This is a genomic window from Kitasatospora sp. NPDC054768 (genome assembly GCF_053612025.1).
This window is the reverse complement of the sequence record NZ_JBSHBN010000161.1, coordinates 1-21,341: the sequence shown is the minus strand read 5'-3', so window position 1 is coordinate 21,341 and position 21,341 is coordinate 1. Positions and strand designations below refer to the sequence as shown.

Annotated in this window: 17 protein-coding genes and 2 pseudogenes; 7 read left to right on the top strand and 12 right to left on the bottom strand. The window is 68.7% G+C overall.

The genetic code is table 11. From position 1 onward, the window contains the following. Positions 1-68: 68 nt before the first annotated feature. The 5 genes from cas3 to ACWGKU_RS33610 all read right to left on the bottom strand — a co-directional run bounded on the left by cas3 (position 69) and on the right by ACWGKU_RS33610 (position 5,799). Positions 69-1,922: a CRISPR-associated helicase Cas3' gene (gene cas3 / locus ACWGKU_RS33630; RefSeq protein WP_452180367.1), complete on the bottom strand. Its 1,854-nt coding sequence runs from the start codon at positions 1,920-1,922 to the stop codon at positions 69-71. A 15-nt stretch (positions 1,923-1,937) separates the two neighbouring features. Then, positions 1,938-2,585: a CRISPR-associated protein Cas5 gene (gene cas5 / locus ACWGKU_RS33625; protein WP_452180366.1), complete on the bottom strand. Its 648-nt coding sequence runs from the start codon at positions 2,583-2,585 to the stop codon at positions 1,938-1,940. 79 nt (positions 2,586-2,664) lie between these two features. Further along, positions 2,665-3,702, bottom strand: coding sequence for a type I-B CRISPR-associated protein Cas7/Cst2/DevR (gene cas7i, locus ACWGKU_RS33620; protein WP_452180365.1), 1,038 nt, complete (start codon positions 3,700-3,702; stop codon positions 2,665-2,667). A gap of 1 nt (position 3,703) precedes the next feature. Beyond that, positions 3,704-5,098: a hypothetical protein gene (locus ACWGKU_RS33615; RefSeq protein ID WP_452180364.1), complete on the bottom strand. Its 1,395-nt coding sequence runs from the start codon at positions 5,096-5,098 to the stop codon at positions 3,704-3,706. Beyond that, positions 5,095-5,799, bottom strand: coding sequence for a hypothetical protein (locus ACWGKU_RS33610; RefSeq protein WP_452180363.1), 705 nt, complete (start codon positions 5,797-5,799; stop codon positions 5,095-5,097). The genes ACWGKU_RS33615 and ACWGKU_RS33610 overlap by 4 nt, the downstream gene beginning before the upstream one ends. 767 nt (positions 5,800-6,566) lie before the next feature. On the opposite strand from ACWGKU_RS33610, the gene ACWGKU_RS33605 reads away from it, so the two are divergent. The 3 genes from ACWGKU_RS33605 (at position 6,567) to ACWGKU_RS33595 (ending at position 11,356) form a co-directional block, all read left to right on the top strand. Then, positions 6,567-8,261, top strand: a complete 1,695-nt coding sequence (locus ACWGKU_RS33605; protein ID WP_452180362.1) for an IS1182 family transposase — start codon at positions 6,567-6,569, stop codon at positions 8,259-8,261. A 125-nt stretch (positions 8,262-8,386) separates the two neighbouring features. Then, positions 8,387-9,115: an IS5 family transposase gene (locus ACWGKU_RS33600; protein WP_452180361.1), complete on the top strand. Its 729-nt coding sequence runs from the start codon at positions 8,387-8,389 to the stop codon at positions 9,113-9,115. 459 nt (positions 9,116-9,574) lie between these two features. Beyond that, complete coding sequence (locus ACWGKU_RS33595; protein WP_452180360.1) at positions 9,575-11,356, top strand: reverse transcriptase domain-containing protein; 1,782 nt, start codon at positions 9,575-9,577, stop codon at positions 11,354-11,356. A gap of 316 nt (positions 11,357-11,672) precedes the next feature. On the opposite strand, the gene ACWGKU_RS33590 is transcribed toward ACWGKU_RS33595, so the two are convergent. The 3 genes from ACWGKU_RS33590 to ACWGKU_RS33580 all read right to left on the bottom strand — a co-directional run bounded on the left by ACWGKU_RS33590 (position 11,673) and on the right by ACWGKU_RS33580 (position 14,350). Further along, positions 11,673-12,068: a contact-dependent growth inhibition system immunity protein gene (locus tag ACWGKU_RS33590; protein ID WP_452180359.1), complete on the bottom strand. Its 396-nt coding sequence runs from the start codon at positions 12,066-12,068 to the stop codon at positions 11,673-11,675. A gap of 841 nt (positions 12,069-12,909) precedes the next feature. After that, positions 12,910-13,485, bottom strand: a complete 576-nt coding sequence (locus tag ACWGKU_RS33585; protein ID WP_452180358.1) for an ISL3 family transposase — start codon at positions 13,483-13,485, stop codon at positions 12,910-12,912. Beyond that, positions 13,382-14,350: an ISL3 family transposase gene (locus ACWGKU_RS33580; protein WP_452180368.1), complete on the bottom strand. Its 969-nt coding sequence runs from the start codon at positions 14,348-14,350 to the stop codon at positions 13,382-13,384. The genes ACWGKU_RS33585 and ACWGKU_RS33580 overlap by 104 nt, the downstream gene beginning before the upstream one ends. Positions 14,351-14,495: 145 nt before the next feature. Between ACWGKU_RS33580 and istA the strand changes: the two genes are divergently transcribed. Both istA and istB read left to right on the top strand, forming a co-directional pair. Continuing rightward, positions 14,496-15,914 (top strand): IS21 family transposase, encoded by a 1,419-nt coding sequence (istA, locus tag ACWGKU_RS33575; protein WP_452191678.1) that lies wholly within the window; start codon positions 14,496-14,498, stop codon positions 15,912-15,914. After that, positions 15,911-16,534: pseudogene (istB, locus tag ACWGKU_RS33570) on the top strand (IS21-like element helper ATPase IstB); the annotation flags it as partial. The gene istA and the pseudogene istB, both read left to right, overlap by 4 nt. 473 nt (positions 16,535-17,007) lie before the next feature. Here istB and ACWGKU_RS33565 read toward each other — a convergent pair. The 3 genes from ACWGKU_RS33565 to ACWGKU_RS33555 form a co-directional block, all read right to left on the bottom strand. After that, a complete protein-coding gene (locus tag ACWGKU_RS33565) occupies positions 17,008-18,063 on the bottom strand; it encodes a tyrosine-type recombinase/integrase (protein ID WP_452180356.1) in 1,056 nt (351 codons plus the stop codon). Positions 18,064-18,646: 583 nt separating this feature from the next. Beyond that, positions 18,647-18,961, bottom strand: coding sequence for a helix-turn-helix domain-containing protein (locus ACWGKU_RS33560; RefSeq protein ID WP_452180355.1), 315 nt, complete (start codon positions 18,959-18,961; stop codon positions 18,647-18,649). After that, the gene (locus tag ACWGKU_RS33555) at positions 18,958-20,022 is read right to left on the bottom strand and encodes a tyrosine-type recombinase/integrase (RefSeq protein WP_452180354.1); all 1,065 of its coding nucleotides are present in this window, start codon (positions 20,020-20,022) and stop codon (positions 18,958-18,960) included. Before ACWGKU_RS33555 ends, ACWGKU_RS33560 begins: the two co-directional genes overlap by 4 nt. A gap of 146 nt (positions 20,023-20,168) precedes the next feature. On the opposite strand from ACWGKU_RS33555, the pseudogene ACWGKU_RS33550 reads away from it, so the two are divergent. Beyond that, positions 20,169-20,318 (top strand): annotated as a pseudogene (locus tag ACWGKU_RS33550) (ATP-binding protein); the annotation flags it as partial. A 14-nt stretch (positions 20,319-20,332) separates the two neighbouring features. Here the strand turns inward: ACWGKU_RS33550 and ACWGKU_RS33545 are convergent. After that, complete coding sequence (locus ACWGKU_RS33545; RefSeq protein ID WP_391495507.1) at positions 20,333-20,779, bottom strand: hypothetical protein; 447 nt, start codon at positions 20,777-20,779, stop codon at positions 20,333-20,335. A gap of 351 nt (positions 20,780-21,130) precedes the next feature. Here ACWGKU_RS33545 and ACWGKU_RS33540 point away from each other — a divergent pair, with 351 nt between their 5' ends. Continuing rightward, complete coding sequence (locus ACWGKU_RS33540; RefSeq protein WP_452180353.1) at positions 21,131-21,271, top strand: hypothetical protein; 141 nt, start codon at positions 21,131-21,133, stop codon at positions 21,269-21,271. Positions 21,272-21,341 lie beyond the last annotated feature (70 nt).

The window sequence follows — 21,341 nt, the reverse complement described above, 5'->3', positions numbered from 1 at the left end:
ACAGCGCCCACCCATTCAAGTGGACCAAGACCGCCGACCAGATCATCGACCGAATCTGCCGCTACTGCTCAAGAATCTCCGGACCAGCTCACTAGGGGTGCGCAGGCGGTGTGGATGCTGGTGAAGTCGACGTCGAGGCTGACCTCGACCGTCTGGGTCGCCACCAGAAGCCCGCCGACGCGGGGTGTGTTGCCTGTCCGGTATCGGGCGGCGATGTGCTGTTCGATGGTGTTGCGGTCGCAGCGGCGGAAGCGGGAGTGCAGGAGCAGGGCGCCCCGGGGGCCGTGGAGTTCGCGCGCGAGCGGGCTCAGTTCGCGGTAGGCGGTGCGGGCCGTTCTGACGTTGTTGGCCACGACGAGGACGGCTTCGCCGGCCCGGAGTCGCTCCCTTATCTCCTCGACCGACTCGTTGGCGAGCAGGCCGTTCTGCCGGACGCCGATGCGGTGCCGCACGGGGAACACCGTGCCGACGGGCGGTTGGACGGGGTTCACCGGCTGCCGCAGCGCGTTGGTGACGGCCTGCTCGAGAGCGGTGGGCAGGGTGGCGGAGAGGATCGCGATCCGGCCGCCAGCCTCCTCCCACCACGTCATCATGGCGAGGATCATGCCGACGCGGCGGGTGTCATACGCGTGGAGTTCGTCGAGGATGAACACGCTGTTGCAGGCGTCGACCAGCACACCGGCGTTCGCCGGGCCCGCCAGGGCCCCGCGCAGGAGCTGGTAGGGCGTGCCGACGCGCAGCAACTCCCTGAACAGTCTCGTGGCTTCGGAGCGGCTGACCGCCTTGCGGGCCTCGGCGACCGTGTCCGTATCGCCGTCGGCCGTGGCGCAGGAGTCCTGCAGGGCCTGGGCCAGGTGGAAGGAGGCGGCTCTCGAGTGGGCGACGCCGATCCGGCCGGGGGCCTTCAGGTCCCGCTGCAGGCGCTGGACCATCGTGTTGATCGATGCCAGATAGGGCAGCGTGTAGAAGACACGGGGGGTGCCCTGGTCCGCGGCCGTCATCTCGCGCAGTTGCTCCAGCGCCCAGAGCAGCGCCGCCTCCGTCTTGCCGGCGCCGGTCCAGGCGCGCAGCAGCATGTGGCCACTGGTCGCCCCAGCCTGGATCTGATGGGGCCGAAGCTCGAAGCCGTCCTGTACCAGCCGTTGTTCGAGGTCGTGACGGAACGCCGGGGTGAGAGGGTGCCTGCGGTGCAGGAAACGTCCGGAGGAGGAGAGGTGGTCGGCGAGGGTGACGGCGCCTTGGACGAGGACGGCGGAGCGTCCGGGGCCGGCGCCGTCCACCGGCCACTCCCACTGCTCGAACAGACTGTCGAGCAGGCGGTGCGCGCCCGAGGCCAGGCGCCGCGGGTTCCCCTGAGGCACGGGACCGGGCTTGAGGAGGCCCGCGGCGATGGCGGCGCGGTGGTACCAGGCCAGCAGGTCCCGGACGTCGCCCGGATCGACGGGCTCGAAACGCGCGGCGAAACGCGCAGAGTCCTTCTCCAACCCGTACAGGGCGATGAGCGACGGCTTCTTCGCCGCACCGGGCTCGGTGATCGAGCGGTGATGCGTGGCAACACCCGCGGCAACAGCCAGCACATCCTCCCGCGGAAGGCCGTCGAGAAGCGCGGCGACGAACCCGAGCGAGTAGACCTCATGCCGCTCACCCCAGGGCCGCGCCCCGCCCGGCCCGTTGCCGAACATCCGCTGCGCCCCGCCGCACACCTTTCCGGCGTCGTGCAGCAGGCAGGCGAGTTTGACCACCCACCAGAACGCGCCGGAAGTACCGGGGATGCGGCCCACCCGCTGCTCCAGGGCTGCGCCGCCCTCGAGGGTCCTGGACGAGTGGGTGGTCAGGGTTTCGCCGGGCTCTCCTGGCCTTCGGGGGCTCTTGGCCCAGATCCGGGGCAGGTCGGGGCCGTCGTGGGAATGGCTTCCGTTCACGGGACCGGGCTCCTTTCAGGCCGCGAGCTGGGCGGGGTGGACCGGGGACAGCAGGACGACGGCCTGGCCGCTGTCGGTGCGCAGGCCGGTCTCCAAGGTGGCGGGGCTGCCGTTGGCGGCGTAGCGGTAGGTGTCCCAGATGGTCCGTTGCCGGTCAGCGGACAGGGCGGTGGGCAGTTGCAGGAGCGAGCCGGATCCAGTCTGGTCGGCGGGAACGACGGCATGCCCTTGGGCGCCGGGCCGTTCGGAGAGGGCGGTCCGTTCGGTGCGGGCGGCGGCCAGGTCCTGGCTGCGGCCCAGGCGCAGGAGCCATACGGGCCGGCGGATCGCGTTCTCCCACAGGTCGAGGTCCTCGGTGAGCCAGAGGGTGAGGTTGGTGAACGCGAGGAAGTCGCGCTCCTTGATGGTGGTCGGCGGCTGGACCGTGCCGGGGACGATGGGGTGGTACGTCTCGAGGTCCGTACCGTGTCCTGCGGCGTGGAAGACCATGGCGAAGCGGGTGCGGACGGGGACGTGCTCCCAGCCACCCGCGGCGGCGGCCAGCAGACCGCCGACAGTGCTCGGGGGCGGGCAGGGAAGTCCGACCTGGACCCCGTGGTAAAGGGGGTTGCGGAAGCTGGCGACGGGCGCGGTGACGGTGATCTCGAGTGCTTCGACGGCCATGGTGTCCTCGGGGATTCGGCGGGGGCGTTCGTACCCCTCCCAGGGGCGGTGGTGTCTGGCCGGCCAGACCGGCGGTTGTTCAGTCGCGCGGGTCGCCGAACCAGTCGTCGTGGCCGCCGTCCTGGATCGCGTCGGCGAGGGCTCCGAGGACGGTGCGCGGGTGCCCGATGGTCAGCTCGCCGGCTTCAACAAGGTCCTTCAGCTGGTCGCTGGCCTGGTCGCGCTGGTCGCCGAGGAACCCGGGCGCCCAGCCGAGCGTCACCGTGCCGTCGATCTCGTCGGCCCAGGCGCCGAGTTCCTCCCGCACGGTGTCGGCGTCGAAGCGGACCTGTCCGTCGACGGCGGCGAGGATCCGGCTGAACGGCTGGTTGCCGCCCTTGAGAGGGGCGAGCAGGATCAGCGCGGGGGTGCGGTCCCCGTAGTGGGAGGCGTTCTTCGCACCGCCCTGCGTCGCCGCGATCGTGCGCAGCAGCACCGCGGCGCGGCGGCGGCGCTCCTCGATGGCCAGCAGGATCCCGGTGGTGCCCCGCAGACTGTGCCGGACGGCGCCACCGGCCACCAGCCCGGCTTCGGCGTCGTCGGGCAGGGAGCGCTGGCGAATTCCGGTCTGCTCGAAGTAGCCGAGCCGGGCAAGGTCCAGGCTCAGGTCGCCCGCCAGGACACCGGTGTAGAACTCGTGCTCGTGGATGAGCGGATTCGCGCCGGTGTCGAACCCCCGGCTCATGGTGCCGAAGTCGTGGGTCGGCCGGGTCGGCAGGACGGACACCAGGGTGCCGGTCGCCAGCACGGTCTCGCGCATGAACGTCGCCGACTTCACGGCGGCCATGTAGCCGAACGCGTCGTCGTCCAGGTACAGGTCGGGCCGGCCCGAGGTGTAGGCCTGCTGGTTGGTGCCCTTGTCCTTGCCGGTGCGGATCACCGGCGACGGGGTCTCCGAGGACGGCAGGTTGTCCCGCTGCCACCGCCGCAGGGCCTGCGCGGAGATGTACGGGTAGATACCGCCAGGGCCCCGCATCTGCTTGACCGGTGAGATGTTCCCCTGGTCCGCCGTCGCGCGGCCGTTGTTGGGCGCACCGGCCTGGATGTCCAGGGCGATCCTGCCGCTGAGGTAGGTCATGTCAGTTCTCCTCCTGGTCGAGGGTGGTGAAGTCGGTGTCGTCGAACTCCTCGTCCTCGCCCACCGCGATCGCGGTGTCCCGCGCGGCGAGGTGCTCGAGGACGCAGATGTACAGCAGGTCCCGTGCCGACCAGCTGGTCTGGCCCTGGTCGAACAGCACCCGCCACTCCGTGGTGGACACGAACGTGCCCTGCCGCTGTTTGTCCAGCGTCCAGGCGGTCGCCTCCTTCTTCAGCCACGCCCTCAGGTCGCCGGGCTTGCGGGTGGCCACTTGGAAGGACTTGAGAGTCCCTGCCTCGGCCAGGACGGTGGCGATGCGCCCGGCGACGCTGCTGACGTGACCGACGTCCTTCTCGTGCATGGTGAGGAGCACCTCCGTGATGTAGGAGCGGATGAGCGGGACCAGCTCACGGGTGGCGGCCGGCAGGACCCCGTCCTCACTGCGGTCCTTGAGCCACGCCACGGCCGCCGACGCGACACGCTCGGGATGGTTGAAAGCCCGCCAGGCCAGCATCCGCAGCCCGCCGACCTTCGCCGTCGCCTGCGCCCGCGCCAGGTGCCGAAACCCTGCACGCCTCCCGTCGTCGCGCAGCGTCGTACGCAGCCACTCCGCGAGCGGCTGCTCGGCCTTGTCCGAACGGATCTTCTGGTCCTGGTTGTTGTTGCTGAACGCGTACACCTCGACGCCGTCCGTCACCCGGTACGGCCAGTGCCGCAACGCCCGCAGCGCCCCGAACTCGGGGACGAACGCCCCGCCGCTGCGGGCGAGCCCTCCGGCGCTCGCGATGGCCGCCTGGTTGCGCTGCACCTCCCGGCCCGTGGCCCGGGCCAGGAAGGCGTCGTCCCAGCTGAAGACACCGGACAGCAGGCCGCCACCGGCCGCGCACGCGTATGGCAGTGCATGGAAGCAGGTGACGCACGGAAAGCAGAGCGGGGTGCCCTGATGCCCGACGACCGTGGTGTTGCGCTGGTCGACCGACGCCCCCAGCGGGATGTCGAGCTTGCCGTACCAGCCAGCAGCCGGGCGCCCGCACAAGCTGCACGGCGCCTGCGGCCGCTGGTCGACGGGCTTCGGGGAGCGCCACGCCTTGATCCGCTCCCGGATCTCCTCGGGCTCCCGCTTGCGGTTCGACGGATGGTTGACCGCCGAATTCGGCCACAATAGATAGGAGACCCCCAGCAGGTACCAGCCCGGCTCGCCCTTCGGAACCCGCGCGGCGGCGGTCAGGTCCTCGACCATCCGGTCGACGACCCCGTCAAAGCCCGCCGGCGCCACCCCCTCCGGCGTCCCCGCCCCCGCTAAGGCGGCAACCGCGAACGCCCCAATGCGCTGCAACGGATGTGGCGTCAGAACCAAGCTCTTCTGCCCGAGGTCGGACACGGCCACGCCGGTCATCCGCGGGCCTCCTCAACGGCGCGGACCCAGCCGAAGCCGCTGGAGTTCGCCTGCCCGATCCCCCACGCCCACAGTGCCCGCAGCGTCACCGGATCACCCGCGACCCGCACCTCCACGTGCGCCCCCGGCTTGCCGCCGCGGTTCCCGCCCCCGCTGGTCACGAACGACGCCCGCGGCCCCACCCACGTGACCGCGTCAAGCCGCACCCCGTCGGGCAGATCGAGTGTCCGCGCCTTACGGACCAGGTTCTGCGCCGTGTAGGCGTCCCAGCTGACCTCGCCCGGCAACAGCCAGCCCTGCCGTGCCTGCCCCGGCGTGGCCCGGGCCGCACGGTTTTTTGTGGCGTTGAACCCGCCACCCTTCATGACCGTCGGCGTCACGGTCCGCAGCAGCGCGATGCCGTCCGCGAAGTCCGGTGCCGGTACTTCCTCCACGCCGGTCACGTGAAACGCGGTGGCCCCCCAGGCGATGACGGGCAGCCGGTCCAGGCCCGCCCGGATGCCCTCCGCCACCGCGGACACGGGGGATCCGACTTCGAGCAGGCCCGTGCCGGTTGACGGCAGCCCGGCAGCGCCGGAACGGCCGGCTGTGGGGAAGACCGGGCCCGAGTAGCCGAACGGCACCATTCCGAACGGGCCCCAGCCCTCGGCGTGCAGGACCTGGCCAAGCTCGGGTGCCGCCCTGCTGAGCAGGTCGTACACCAGCCCGCGCCCCGGGGCCAGGACCTCACCCCACGGGATCCGGCGGGCGGCGGTGTGAATCGTCAAACGCAGGCGCACAGACGGTGCCCCCCTTGGTCAGTCCACCGGACGCTCAACGGCGCCGTTGTCAGTGGCGGATGGCAGCGTGGTCCCCAGATCACAGCCCATCCCGGACATCACTTCAAGTAGTCAAGTGATCACTTGAAGTGGTTGATGGTCCGGGATGCTACCCAGCCCGTCGGACTGAGCGCAAATCAGACCACCACACACGACGGGCCATGGCGCATGCCCAAAGTGCTTCCATTGAAGTACAGTTGGTGGCCTCTGTGAGAGGTCGCAACTGTGTCGCGGTCTGATTAGACGCCGCTGGACCGACGGATGTACCGCCCCTCCGAGGGGTAGCAACTTGAACGTATCCAGCAAGTCCTCAGGCTTGTTGACTCCGTGGTAAATCCCACCTTCTGAGAGACACCAACACGCCGTGGTGCTGCGCACGGCCGTGCGAAAGCGCGGTCCTAATGATCCCTCTGAGGGGTGCCAACGTGTCCTGCACTGGCGTGGTGTTTCCGCCTGACCCTCACCCTCATCGCCCCTTCGAGGGGGACCAACCACGGTGAGGTGGTGCGCAGGATCGTCCGGTTGTCCCGTCCTCATAGCCTCTCTGAGCTTGACTCTGTCGGGGATCTTGGTGTTCGGCTGCGGGTGATCATGGTGGTGCGCCAGTCTCGCGGGTGCACGATGATCGCGAGATTTCCGAGGAGTCCGAGATGTCGGTCCGTCCCTGTTCGGGTGCCGAGGTCCCGGAGTTGACGGCACGGATGGCGCGGGCCAGCAACCCCGGTGGTACGACGGCGATGTGGGTGCGCGACCGTCTCGACGGCCTGTGGCGGGACGAGGACTTCGCCGACTGGTACCCGCGCGACGGCAGGCCCGGGCTCTCGCCGGCCCAGTTGGCGACGGTGAGCGTGCTGCAGTTCCTGCTGGGCCTGTCCGACCGTGATGCCGCCGAGGCCGTGCGCTGCCGCATCGACTTCAAATACTCACTCGGCCTCGAACTCGACGACCCCGGCTTCCACCACAGCGTGCTGACCGACTTCCGCGACCGCCTGCTCCAGGACGGCCGGGCGGACCGCCTCCTCGACCTCGCCCTGACCCGCCTGAAAGAGGCCGGACTGGTCCGCGAGCGCACCACCCAGCGCACCGACTCCACCCACGTCCTGGCCACCGTCCGCGACCTGACCCGCCTCGAACTGGTCACCGAGGCCGTGCGCGCAGCCCTGGAAGAACTCGCCCGCACCACCGGCCACGCGCTGGACAGCCTGGTCGGCGAGGACTGGGGCCGCCGCTACGGCCGACCGGTTCGCCTGGGCAAGAACCCCACCCGGCCCAAGACCCGGATCAACACCACCGGCGACGACGCCCGCCGCCTGCTCGAACACCTCGGGCACAATCACCCGTCCCTGCTTGGCAGGCCCCAAGTCCAGGTCCTGCGGCAAATCCTGGTGCAGAACTACTACTGGGACCCCGCCGGGCGCCTGCGCTGGCGCGACGAGAACGACGGCAGCGGCCTGCCGCCCTCGGCCAACCGGATCGTCTCCCCCTACGACCCGACGGCCCGCTACGCACGCCGCGGGCAGGTCACCCGCTGGACGGGATTCCTCGCCCACGTGACCGAGACCTGCTCCGGCGACGGACCCAACGTGATCACCGACGTGGCCACCATGCCGGCCACCAGCGCCGACACCGAGGTCCTGCCCGGCATCCACACCCGGCTGGAACGGCGAAGCCTGCTGCCCGACGAGCACCTCGTCGACGGCGGCTACACCTCCCTGCCCCACCTGGAACAGGCTCAGCGCGAACACCGTGTGACCGTTGTCGGACCGCTGCCCGGCAACCCCACCCGCCAGCACCGCCGCGGCGAGGGCTTCGCCCGCGACGACTTCCGCATCGACTTCGACCGCAAGGAGGTCACCTGCCCGCAGGGCCAGGTCAGCGCCGGCTGGCACGGCCCCTACCCGACCTCCTCACCGACCGCCGCTCCACTGATCATCGCCCGCTTCACCAAGGGCCAGTGCCAGCCCTGCCCGGTCCGGGCCAAGTGCACCAGTTCCCGCGACGCCCACCGCTCCGTGGGCTTCCCTCCGCGTGAGCTGCTCGAACTGCAACTGCGCAACCGTGCCGACCAGCAGGATCCGGCCTGGCACAAGCGATATGCGGTCCGTTCCGGCATCGAGGGCACCATCTGCGAGTTCGCCCACGGCCATGGCATGCGCCACTGCCGCTACCGCGGGCAGGCCAAGGCACACCTACAGCACGTCCTCACCGCCATCGCCGTCAACATCGAACGCCTCAGCAAGCAGGCCCCCGACGAAGGCGCGCCCCCACGACCGCCGACAGCCTTCCAGACACACCTCGACCAGCAGGGCATCTCGCGCCTACGTTCCTGGCGAGCCGTCAGCTGACACGGAAGCAACCAAGATCCCCGACAGAGTCAAGCTGAGACCGTGTTTGAGAACTGCCGTGTCCCGTTGCTGAAGGGTTCGTTGAGCTCACCGTGAGCGGTGTTCGGGGTGGGTATCCGTCGGACATGACGGATGAGCAGTGGGCGCTGGTCGAGCCATTGCTGCCGCCGGCGCGGGTGGGTCCGAAGGGTGGCCGGCGGGAGAAGCATCCGCGGCGGCGGATCGTGGACGCGATCTTCTACGTCGTGCGAACCGGCTGCGCCTGGCGGCAGCTGCCGAAGGACTTCGCGCTGTGGCCGACGGTGTACTGGTACTTCACCTGGTGGCACGACGATGGCACCGTCGAGCGCATCCATGACGCTCTGCGCGGCAAGGTCCGTGAAGCCGACGGCCGCGATGTGGAGCCGAGCGCCGGGCTGATCGACTCGCAGTCCGTCCGCACCGCCGACACCGTCCCTGCGGGCACCAGGGGCTTCGATGCGGGCAAGAAGGTGAAGGGGCGCAAGAGGTTCATCGTCACCGACACCCTCGGCCTGCTCCTGGCCGTCTACGTCGTTGCGGCGAGCATGCAGGACCGTGACGGCGCGAAGCGGCCGCTGCTGTGGACCAGGCTCGACCATCCCGGCGTCCGGAAGGTCTGGGCCGACCAGGGCTTCGCCGGCCGCCTGGTCGAGTGGACCGCCCAGATTCTCGGCCGCGACCTGGAGATCGTCCGCAAAGACCCGGACCAGCGCGGCTTCCAGGTCCAGCCCAAGCGGTGGGCGGTAGAGCGGACCTTGTGCGCCACGAGGCGCTCTGTTTGTATCCCCGGCTCAGCCGGGAGGAACTCGGAAGGAGGTTCCTGGGCCGAATGACTCACCTGGATCCGAAAGGTGAAGGGGACAAGAGCATGTCAGGAAACCGGTGACCGGGTCCAGTTGTCAGGGACGGTGTGCCGGGCGGCCCGCGCGATATGGCGAAGACTGGATTGTTTGAAGCCCAATCTCCAGAAGGTGCAAGTTCCCATCCGTCGGAAAGACAGCTGAAACCGACGCCGACCCTGCACCGGTTTCGAATGTGACAACTGGTGCAACTTCCGGGGTTCGGAGCGATGTCCAGCGAGGACATTCAAGGAGATAAGTGGGACGCCTAAGTCGCGCTAGAACGTACAGACAGAGACGAACGTGGGATCGCCTACGGGACGCGAGTCCTATGGCGACGGAGGCCCCGTAGTAGTCGCCGGAGTCACGCCCGGCCGGGGAGGACGGGAAAGCCGTCCGCAGGGTGAAGGGGGCCGGGTGATTCGGACACCCGGATATGGGGAGGTATGCGAAATGCAGAGCGCCGCAACGGTGCTGGGTGTCCTGCGTGAACGCGGCAGGCGCCGCCTGCCGTGCAATGAACTGTATCGACAGCTGTTCAACCCGCAGTTGTATCTGCGGGCCTACGGCCGCATCTACGCCAACCACGGCGCGATGACGCCCGGGGCCACGCCGGAAACCGTGGACGGCATGTCCCAGCGGAAGATCGACCGGATCATCGAGGCGATGCGCCACGAGCGCTACCGCTTCCGGCCGGTCAGGCGCGTGCACATCCCGAAGAAGAACGGGAGCACGCGCCCGCTGGGGCTGCCGACCTGGTCGGACAAGCTCGTCGGCGAGGTGGTCCGCCTGCTCTTGGAGGCGTACTACGAGCCGACATTCTCCGACCGATCGCATGGATTCCGTCCCCGAAGGGGCTGCCACACCGCGCTGCGGGAGGTGGCCCACACCTGGACCGGGACGTCCTGGTTCATCGAAGGGGACATCGCCGACTGCTTCGGCAGCCTGGACCACCAGGTCCTGCTGTCGATCCTCGGCGAGAAGATCCATGACCAGCGGTTCCTGCGGCTGGTGCGCAACATGCTCAATGCCGGATACCTGGAGGACTGGAAATGGGGAGCCACGCTCTCCGGAGCACCGCAAGGCGGAGTGGCCTCCCCGATCCTTTCCAACATCTACCTGCACATGTTGGACGAATTCGTCGAGACAGTTCTGATCCCGGAGTACACCCGTGGAGAGCGCCGGGTCAGAAACCCCGCGTATTTGGAGTTGCAGAATCTGCTGGCGAAAGCCCGCCGGCGCGGTGACCGGGCCCAGGCCAGGACACTGCGTCAACGGATGGTGAGCCTGCCGAGCGCGGATCCCAACGATCCGTCATATCGCAGGCTTCGCTATGTCCGCTACGCAGACGACCACCTCCTCGGATTCACCGGACCGAAAGCCGAGGCCGAGCAGATCAAGCACCGCCTGGCCCAGTTCCTGCGTGACGAACTCAAGCTGGAACTCTCCCAGGAGAAGACGCTGATCACCCACGCCCGCACCCGGGCGGCACGGTTTCTCGGCTACGAGATCACGACCCAGCACAATGACACGAAGAAAATCGGCCGCTACCGCAGGGTCAACGGCCAGATCGCCCTTCGTGTCCCAAGGGACGTGATCAAAGCCAAATGCGAGCCCTACCTCGCCCGCGGCAAGCCCGCGAAGCGAACGGAACTGACCAACGGCAGCGATCACGCGATCGTCGCCACGTTCGGGGCCGTCTACCGGGGCATCGTCCAGTACTACCTGCTCGCCGGAGACGTCTTCCGGCTGCACCGCCTGCAATGGGTCATGGAGACCTCCATGCTCAAAACCCTTGCAGGCAAGCACCGTTCGACCGTGACGAAGATGGCCGCCAAGCACAAAGCCAGAATCGACACACCCAACGGGCCCCGAGTCTGCTTCGAGGCCCGCATCGAGCGGAAGAACAGGAAGCCGCTGGTGGCGCGGTTCGGCGGAATCCCACTCCAGCAGCAGCGGTCGGCGAAGGTCGTCGACCGTCGGCCTGTCTGGGTGGACTATCCGCAGAAGGAGCTGATCACCAGGCTCCTGGCGGACACCTGCGAGGTCTGCGGGGCCACCGGTGATGTCCAGGTGCATCACGTCCGGGCCCTCGCCGACCTCGCTCGTGCCGGATGGCTGCCGTCCGACTGGGCGCGCGTCATGCTCGACCGGCGGCGCAAGACCCTCGTGGCCTGCGCTTCCTGCCACGACCGCATCCATCAGGCACGAACGGCAGGATCACTCACGCTGTGATCACTGGAGAGCCGGATGACAGGGAAACCGTCATGTCCGGTTCGGCGGGAGGCCGCGCGGAAAAGGACCTGCGAGTCAGGCACCTCGCCGCGCGGCCGACCCAACCTCTTGGCTCACCGCCCACCGGCGCCTCGCCCGGGACTACGAGACCAGCCCCGCCCACTCCGAGACGGTGATTCGCTGGGCCATGTCGGCATCATGGCCCGCAGGCTCACCCGGGGCCGTGCTGCGACGCGCCCCGGCCCACGCCGGCTCGTGCGGCAATCCTCGTAGAGAGCCCGCCGACCCCTCGCCAGCGGCAGCTGCTATCGCCGAGCTACCGAGTCAGGAACCCCTCGATCTCGCGTTTCAGGGCCGGTGGCACGTTGGCCAACTTCGAGGCGATCATGCGGACCTCTCGTCCGAGATCGGGGAACTCGCTCCAGTCCTCCGCACTCCTGGTGAGCACGGCGGCCAGCAGGTCGCCCTCGTATATGTCGCCTTCCGCCAGTGGGTCGACCCGGAGGACCTCCACCGCCAGGGGCAGGAGATAGGCAAGGCCCACGTCTTGCCTGATCAGCAACCGCATGTCCTCGACCGTCAGGCCACCGATCGGCTTGCGCCGAAGCTTGCGCACGGTCGCCATCATCCGCGTTTCGCCGCCCGATGGGGCCGACCAGCGGTCGCGCTCAAGCTCCTCAAGGGAGCGGTCACGGTTCACGAGTCGAGTCACCGACCGATCGTCCCATGGCAGATCTCAAACGCGGTCTGAGGGACCCGGTGGGCCCTATCTGGCCGACTACTTGCTGCCATACCGTGAGACCCTCTTCGCCCCTTTGAGGGGTCGCAACATATAGCCGGCGCCGACCTTGACAGGTCCGCGGGACTCCTCATTGCCCCTTGAGGGGGAGAACATTCGCACCGGCTTCAATGTCCACTGTTCCGGGGTCCTGATCGCTTCTCTAGAGGGGGGTGGCATGGCGTCGGCGAGCAGAAGTAAGAGCACGGTCGGCCCTCATCGCCCCTTCGAGATGTAATAGTTACTGCACCCATGCCGGAGCGCCCTTTACCCTGAGGGCTTCCCCATCTTCCCTTCAAGGGGTGCCAGTGCGGCTTATGTGGTGACTGATGGTTGCGCGCGGCGCGGGTGTTCATTGTTCCTTGGAGGGGTAATAACGTCACCGAGTTGGCGACCGGTTTTCCGGTGGCTGAGCCCCTATCTCCCCTTCGAGGGGTAATATCCGGGAGGTCGGCCCGTACTGCGGGCAGGTCGAAGCGGTCCTTATCGCCCCTTCGAGGGGTAGCAACTTGAACGTATCGGCCATGTCATCGGCCCGCGGGTCGCCTCATCGGTCCTTGGATGGGCAGCATGACCACCTGCTCCTCGGCCGCCTCGACCCCAGCAGGCGTCGCCTTGTCGAGCACCCGCGCATGGATCTCTCAAGGTCCCGCGCGGACTGCGCCCCGCGGGCTGGGTGCGCTGGGCTGTCAGGCGGGCTGTCGGCAACGGGTGAAATGAGGTTCTGGATCACTTTCCGGGCTCTGTCGCTGATTGAGGGGTCTTGGCTGGTTGGTCATGGTGATAGGAGGATGCGGCGGCGTAGGAGGTCGAAGTTGGCTCGGCCGTACATCTGTCTCTTCAGCAGCTTGATCCTGGTTACGTTGCCCTCGACCGCTCCCGAGGTGAGCGTGGTGTTCAGGGCCGCGAGAACGGCTGCGTGGTCGCGTCGGATGCCGCCGGCCAGGGTGCGGAGTTCTGGTTGTCCGTCGAGGCGGACGTCGGCGAGCCAGACGTCGAGGGCCAGGTGCTCGCTGCGGCGTTCGCGCACCATGGTGGCCAGGCGCCGGGTGTACTGGGTGGTCGTGGCCAGGGCCGGGCTGCGTTTGCACAGCTCGTCGAGGCACTTGCGTTCGGTGTCGTCGAGCCGCTCGGGTCGGCGCATGATCCAGTCGGTGACGCGGCGGACGGTCAGGTGGGGCAGTGGGGCCTCCGTCGGGATTGCTCCGGTTCGGTAGAGCCGCAGATGGCGCTGAACGGTGTTGACGTCACCGCGGTAGCCCAGTTGCCGGATCTCGCGGGTGAGTGCGGAGGCGTTGGTGCAGCCTTCCATCCACCGGTGGTGCAAGTAGCGCCGGTAGTCGTCGATCACGCTGGGACGGTGGGTCGCCGCGACGAGGAGTTGCTCCACGTCGGCGGCTCGGGCGAAGCGCAGGACGGTGCCGCGGCCGGCTGTGGACGTCCAGCTCGTTCGAGCCGGCAGTCCCAGAGCGGGGCATGTCGTCCTGCTCTTCTCCGAGGGCGAGGGGTTCGCGCAGGTCGGCGCGGTGACGGCCGACGACACGTTCGACGGCCTCGGCGAGGTTGTGCAGCAAATGCCACGCGTCGGCGACCTGTTGGGCCTGCGGCGCACCCGTTCGGGCACCGTCGCGGAAGGATCCGGCGCGGTCACGGCAGATCGTCCGCACTTCGGGGTGGTCGCGCAGCCAGGTGGCGAAGGTGTTCGCGGTGCGATCGGCGAGGACGTCGACCGGGCGGCGGGTGTCCATGTCCACGAGGACCGTCGCGTAGGTGTGACCGCGGCGAACGGCGAACTCGTCCACTCCCAGACGTGGGACGAGGCCCGGCGACGGGACGGGCAGCGCGCGGATGAGACGAAGCAGGGTGTCGCGGCAGGTGGTGATGGCCAGACGACCGGAGAGCCGGGCTCCGGCTCGTCCGCCCAGGAACAGGGCGATGTCGGTGAGCTGAGCGGTGAGCGCGGTCGTGCGGCGCGCGTGCCGGGACGTCAGGGCCGGGATCTGCTCGGCGAACGTCCGCCGCCCGCACCGGTCGTTCCCGCACACGAGACGACGCGCCCTCAGCTCCAGGCGCACCCGTCGGCCAGCTATCGGGCGATCCGCAAGACGACGCCTGTAGTAGCAGTGCAGCCGCGACGATATCCGCCCACACCCGGGGCAGGCGGCCGCCGCCGCCGACCGCACCGCGAGACGAACCTCGTCTTCCCCGAGAACCATCTCCTCGACCTCCACCCCGTGTCGGCGTACGAGTCAACATGCACCACCTCGTACGAGTGACTGTGCACCAGAGTTGATGCGGTGACCTGCTGTTGTCCGTGAGCCTGCTGTCGTCGGTTTCTAACGGCAAGGGAGGCGGTCGGCAGTGGTCTTGGATCCGCATCGCTGGCTGGAGTTGAGGCGATATCGCGCGCTGTACGACTCCGGCGCGATGAGTCAGCGGCAGATCGCGCAGGCGACCGGGCTGAACCGCCGCACGGTCGCGAAGTACCTGTCCGGACAGGTCCCGGCCGCGCCTCCGCAGCGGGCACCGGGTGCCCTTCCCCGGCCGCGGACGGTCGACGAGGTCGCCCCGCTGATCGACGCAATGCTGCGGTCCGAGGTCCTGCTCAAGGGGACGGTGATCCACGAACGGCTGGTCCAGGAGTACGGGATCGCCATCAACTACCAGCGGATCGAGATCTACTTGCAGGAAGCGCGGCCCCGGATCGCCGAGGAACTCGGTATCAACCCGGGCGAACTCGCGGGCCTGCACCGCCGCTTCGAGGTCGTGCCCGGCGCGCAGGCGCAGGTGGACTGGGGCGATGAAGGCAGGGTTCTCGCCCACGTCGGCATCCCGAAGGTCTACTCGTTCCACATGACGCTGTCGTACTCGCGCGACCCGTTCTGCTGCTTCACCACCAGCCAGGACCTCGCGACGTTCTTCGACTGCCACCGGCAGGCGTTCGCGCACTTCGGCGGTGTGCCGATGAGCATCGTCTACGACCGCACCAAGACCGTCGTCCGCCGGCACGTCGCCCCCGGCGAGGCGGTCCCGCTCCACCCCGAGGCGGTCGCGTTCGCCGGCCACTACGACTTCGACATCGACGTGCTCGCCGCCTACCGGCCCCAGGGCAAGGGCCGTGTCGAGCGCCAGGTGCTCATCGTCCGCGACCACGTCCTGGCCGGCCGGGCCTTCTCCTCCATTGAGGAACTCGACGCCGCGTTCACGGCCTGGGTGCCACTACGGCGCGCGCGGGTCCACGGCACCCACGGCGAGGTCATCGGCCTGCGCGCGATCCGCGACCACGTGGCCCTGCGGCCACTGCCCAGGACGCCCTACGTGGTCGCGCAACGCCACCTTCGGCACGTCGGCAAGGACTGCCTGGTCGCCTTCGACGCCAACCTCTACTCGGTCCCCGCCCGCCGGGTCCGCCCCCGCCAGCTGGTCGAAATCCGGGCCACAAGGTCCCAGGTCGTGCTGCACTCCACCGTCCCCGACTCGGCCGGCAGCACCCTGCTGGCCGTCCACTCCCGGGCGGTGGGCCGCGGCGCCCGCATCGTCGACGAGCGGCACTGGGACGGCCTGCCCAAGGGCGACACCAGGCGCGTCACGACGGGGGACATCGTTCCCCGGCCCCGCCACGAACAGCCGCTTGCTGAGGATGCCGGTCCGCTTCGGGCCCTGCTCAACCGAGCCGCCGCCGCCCGCGTCGAGGTCGGCCGCCGACCGCTGTCGGTCTATGACGAGCTGACCGGAACCCGTCCGTTCACCACCAACTCCAGCCAGAAGGACGCCCGTTGAGCCAGCTGGTCAGCAACCGCATCCGCACCATGGCCGTGAAGCTGGGCCTGCCCCACCTCGCCGAGAGCCTGAACCAGTACGCCCAGCGGGCGGACGAGGCGAAGATGGGCTACCTCGACTTCCTCGACCTCCTTCTCGCCGAGGAACTGGCCGTTCGCGACGACCGCCGCTTCCGCCAGGGCCTGCGGCTGTCGAAGCTGCCGCACCACAAGACTCTGGAGGACTACGACTTCTCCTTCCAGCCCGAGCTCGACCCGCGCAAGGTCAAGGACCTGGCCACGCTGTCGTTCGTCGAGGCCAAGGCGAACGCTGCCCTGCTGGGGCCGCCCGGGGTCGGGAAGACCCACCTGGCCGTCGCTCTGGCGGTCGCGGCCTGCCGGGCCGGCTACTCGATCTACTTCACCAGCCTCGACGACATGGTCCGCCACCTCAAGGCCGCCGAGGCCGCCGGGCGGCTGGCCAGCAAGCTCCGCACCTACCTGCGGCCGAGCGTCCTCGTGGTTGATGAGGTCGGCTACCAGCCCCTGGAACGCGCCGAGGCGAACCTGGTCTTCCAGGTGATCTCCAAGCGGTATGAGAAGGGCTCGATCATCCTGACCTCGAACAAGACCTTCAGCAAAGCGCACACGTTCCGGCGAACATGTGCGAGGCGGTGCCGAAAGTCGACGGGTTCAGGACGGAGATTCCGTGCTGCGGACAACTGCGGCGGCTATCAGCGCTACCAGGTTGTCGGTCCAGCAGTCCGATTCCTTGGTGGCGATGTCGGCACCACAGCTTGCACAGACGAGGTTGGGGCCGTCCTGGCCGTCGAGTCCGCAGCATCCGTTGCGACGCCTGGAGTTGGGGTGCAGAGCGGTGCCCGGCACGTCGTCAGGGTGCAGGATGAACAGCGTGGCGTCGTAGCTGGTCACATAGGTGCCCTGCGTCACCCGCGGGTCGGCGATGCGGTGGTCGGACAGGTGATCCCTGCCCGGAGATGCCTGTGCTTCCTGTAGATCGCCGGTGAGAGGGTGCTCGCAGTTCGCGCAGGTGAAGAGGGTCACCTGGACATTGTGCCGGTCAGACACTGCCAACCTCGGAGAATTTCTCTGAGCTATGGGAGCCGGCCAGCGTCGACGTGGTCGGCGAGGTAGATCATGACGCCTTCGGGGTCCATGCCGAGGGCTGCGGCGACGAGCTTGGGATCGAGGGTGTTCACGAGGTCGGCGAGTCGGGTGCTTCGCAGGGTTCGGGGTGGGATGCCGCAGGGGTCCAGGAGGTGGCTGACGTAGGCGGTCGAGGCCGGTGCCCGGCCGGTCCTGGTGATCCGGGTGACGATCACGTGGGGGTTGTCGGTGTGCTGGTCCGCGCGGTGGGCCAGGCAGCGTTGGAGTACCGACCAGCTGGCCGGGTCCATGGGCACCGGATGCGGCCGTTTACCCAGACGGATGGTTCGGTTGGCGGGGTCGAGGTCGTCCACGCGCAGGAGCCGGACCTCGCTGCTGGAGGCCGCGTGGAGGAGGGCCAGGATTCCGAGCAGTGCCTCGTGCGGGTGCGCGTCGGTGCCGGTGGTCCAGCGGCGGAACAGCTGCCGCTGCTGGTCGACGGCGACGGTGGTGCCGCTGAAACCCGACGGGCCTTTGCCCTTCACGCCCCGGGTGGGGTCGATGAGTACGACCTTGCGGGAGCGGGCGAAGCGGAAGTACTGCCGCAGCACGGTCAGTCGGCGTTGGCGGGCCTTGGGCGTGGTCGCCAGGAACGCCTCGATGTCGTGGACATCGGTCAGTGCCCAGTCCCGCTTGTTGCGGGTGCCGGTCAGGAAGCGGGCGAGGTCGCGGACGATGGCCAGGGCCGCTTCGATGGTGCTGTCGGTTCGCGGCAGGGTGCCGGCTTTCACGGCGCGCTCGCGTGCTCGCAGCATGGACTCGGCGAACGCCTGGACCTGCGGTCGCAGCGGGAGTGGGGTGGCGTCGATGCGGCGTCGGCGGCGTCCGGCGGCGAGCCGTTGCGCTTGGTCGGTGGGAAGGGCGAGGCCGCGCTGGGTGAAGAAGCCTTCGAGCGCGCGGGCGAGGGAGCCCATCGAGCGGCCGGGGCGACGGGCGCGGTCCAGCAGTGTCTGGGGGTGGTTGGGGTGTTCGTCCTGCAGGAGCCTGCCCAGTGTGCTGATCATGGTGCAGGCGCGGCTCACGCAGTGCCGTTCGGCGAGATGGCCGGCGAAGTCAGCCAGCCAGGGCGCGGGCTCGGTGAGCCGCGCGGCCAGATTCTCGGCGGCGGTGAAGGGTCGGTCGGGGTGCTTTTGCCAACAGGCTGAACACAGCCCGAGCCCGGCATGACGCCGCAACTGGCCGCAGGCGGCGCACTGCTGCGGTGGCTGCTTGGTCTGCCGCTGGCGCGAGCAGTGGCCGCACCATCCGGTGCCGGTCTGCAGGAAGCCGGGCCGCTGGCAGCGCGGGCAGACCCGTTTCGCGGCCTGCCTGTCCGCTTCGCGTCGGCAGATCCCGCAGTGGCTGGCGGTCGGTGACCGGACCGGGCGGCCGCAGCCCGCGCAGGTCCGCGCGCAGGTGATGCACCGTCCGGTCTCGGCCTGCAGGACGCGTGACCTCCCGCAGCCAGGGCAGGACGCGCGGGCGGCCTCGTCCTTCATCCGGGCCGTGCAGCGGCAGCAGTGCTGCCGGTCGATGAACCCAACCGGCGCCCCGCACCCGACACAGTCCCGCTGCCTTTTGCCCATACCTCGCCCGCACCTCCTTCGGTCAGATCGGCGGCATCGACCGGCCCCGGGCCGAGGCGACCCGGGGCAAATCTGCTGCCGGTCGAGGAGGAGCCGCAGGGCGTTCGACGGGGGCGGTGTCGACCTCGATCAGGTCGTTGGGGGTGCACTCCAGCGCGGTGCACAACGCTGCGAGCGTGGACATCTTCACCTGGGAGGGTTCCTTGGTGAACAGGGCCGACACCGAGGCGGAGGACAGTTCCAGGCCGGCCCTCTCGGCCAGGAGCCGCCGCAGCTGGGCGCCGGTCCAGACCTCGCGCTGGGCGGCCGCCATCCGCAGCTTCCACTTGATGTTCACGGCGTGGGTTCCTCTCCGCTGAGCTCGCCGAGCGTGGTGGTCACGGCGCGTCGATAGGCGTCCTCGATGAACGTGGCCGAGGGCCGGACGTATCTCATGGTCGAACTGACCGTCCAGTGACCGAGTAGCTGCTGGATGGCCACCAGGTCCACTCCGCGCTCGTAGTTGTGAGTCGCGCAGGCCCTCCGCAGAGCATGAGGGCTGAACCGATCGGCGGCCGGACGACCCTCCAGCTCCATCAGATAGCGCAGGCGGTTGCGGACGGTGCCCTGGTGAAGGTGGCCCCCCGACTCATCGGCGAACAGCGCGGGCGAGTCGGGGAACTTGCCGCGGACATCGTCGAGGAACCAGCGCAGGACCAGATCCAGCTGGTCGAGCATGGGCACCCAGCGCGGCCGGGGCCCGGAGGTGTGAGCGCCCTTGCCGAAGCGCACGTGTAGCTTGCCGAACGGGCCACGGCCGAAGTGCACATCCGGGCGGTCCAGGAGCGAGGCCTCCTCCGAACGCAGGCCGGCGTGATACAGCGTCCGGAACAGTGCGTAGTCGCGGGCGGCGGGCGCGTACTTGCGGGCGGTGGCGATCCGGGCCTTGAGGAAGTCGAAGAACTCCTCGACCCGCTCGGGGGTCGGCGGCGGCATCAGGGCCGGGGAGTCGTCGCCGACATGCCGCGAGGCGTTGAACTCGTCGACCGGGCAGACCAGCCGGACCCCGAACGCGGCCTCAATCTCGACAGCTTTGCGGGCCTGCAGGAACCGGTGGAAGCCCTTGAAGATCTGGACGTATCCGCGGCGGGTGGACGGCGCTCGCCCCTCCACGGCCAAGCCGCCGACCACGCGGTCGATGTCTTCGGGCGTGACATCCCACGCCGGCCGACCCAGCGCCTTCAACGTCCGCTCCAGCAGGCCGATGTCGTTGTCGACCGTCACGGGGCTGAACCCCCGGGCCCGCCAAGAGGCGACAAACGCCTCCACGCACAGGGCCTGGAACTCCCACGGATCCCAGGCAACGGGCACCTCGGGCACCGTCCGGCCCTCGATCACCCGCAGACGCGGCTCCACCATCCGGCACACCTTCCTCGCACCTGACGAATGAAGGTAGCGCCTACAGAACCACGCTGTCAGCAAGACAATCAAAGAGACGCCCCGACCCCTGAAACGCCCAGGTCGCAGGGCACTCTCACCCAGAGGAACAAGTGCCAGCCCCAGTTGAGTGGGGACAGGTGTTCGGTGACGAGGTCCTCGCCACCGCCATCCTCGACCGGCTCCTCCACCACTGCGACGTGATCTCGATCAACGGCAACAGCTACCGACTCAAGAACCGCCTCCAGGCCATCGACCGAGACACCGACGTCGCCTGAGCGATTGCCCCGGCTCACTGGAGCACGGATGCCTCATCATCGCTCATGGCCTGGTAAACAGTCACCATCGCAGCCACAGCGTCGACTTCGATCGGTCCGGTCATCCTCAGCCAGACCAGTTCGGGCAGGTCCTCGGAGCGGTCGAGTCGGCCGACCGCCTCGGCGGGCCAGGGCAACGGCAGCTTCGGCAGATGGACGAGGGAGATCCCGTCGACGAAGGAGGTGGAGGACAGGCCGGGTCCCCACGGGCGGACCGAGCGGAGATCGGACAGCGAGATCACTACATCGGGCTTCCACGGCCCCACGCGCAGCCACACGTCCAGCGTGTTGTCCTCGCGGTCCTCGTTGGACTCGTCCAACGAGATGCGCTCGATGAAGTAGCGAATGCAGGGCTCCAGCCTCCGCGCCGCATTCGTGCATCGGTTCTTGAAGGCGTCGAGTGCCCCGTGTTCGTCGACCACGGCACAAGACTACGGCGAGTGGAACGGTCCACAGGAGCACTCTTCAGACATCTGACCGATGATCTCACCGCCCCTTGGCTGCCCAAGCCAACCTATGCGGTGCCAACGCCGTTCACACCTCGTTGAGACGGGTCAGTGGTGCACACAAGTCCGTACGCACTGGAGCACTCAGATCAGTACGCGGACACCCCGATCCCCGGGAAGAGAAGGTCCGCCACACGCACCGCATCCATCACGCCCAGGTCATGCCCACCACCGGATCACGGTCGGCACGCACCCCTCAATCAGCGACAGAGCCACTTTCCGTGCCAGAGCCACGGAGCGTCACGGGAACCGCGATCATGGACGGCCATGGCTGACGATCTCCTCCAAGACCTCTGGCTCCACCAGACCCACGACGTCGCGGTCAACATCCTGACCGTCCACGCCGACCGCGTCACCGACCACGCCGTGACGACCGGCGCCGAGGGTCTGTCCAGTGAACGGCTCTGACCCGTAATCGGTGGTAACCGAGTGTGATTCAGGCGAGGAGGATGCGGTGGCGGAGGAGCGCGAATCCGGC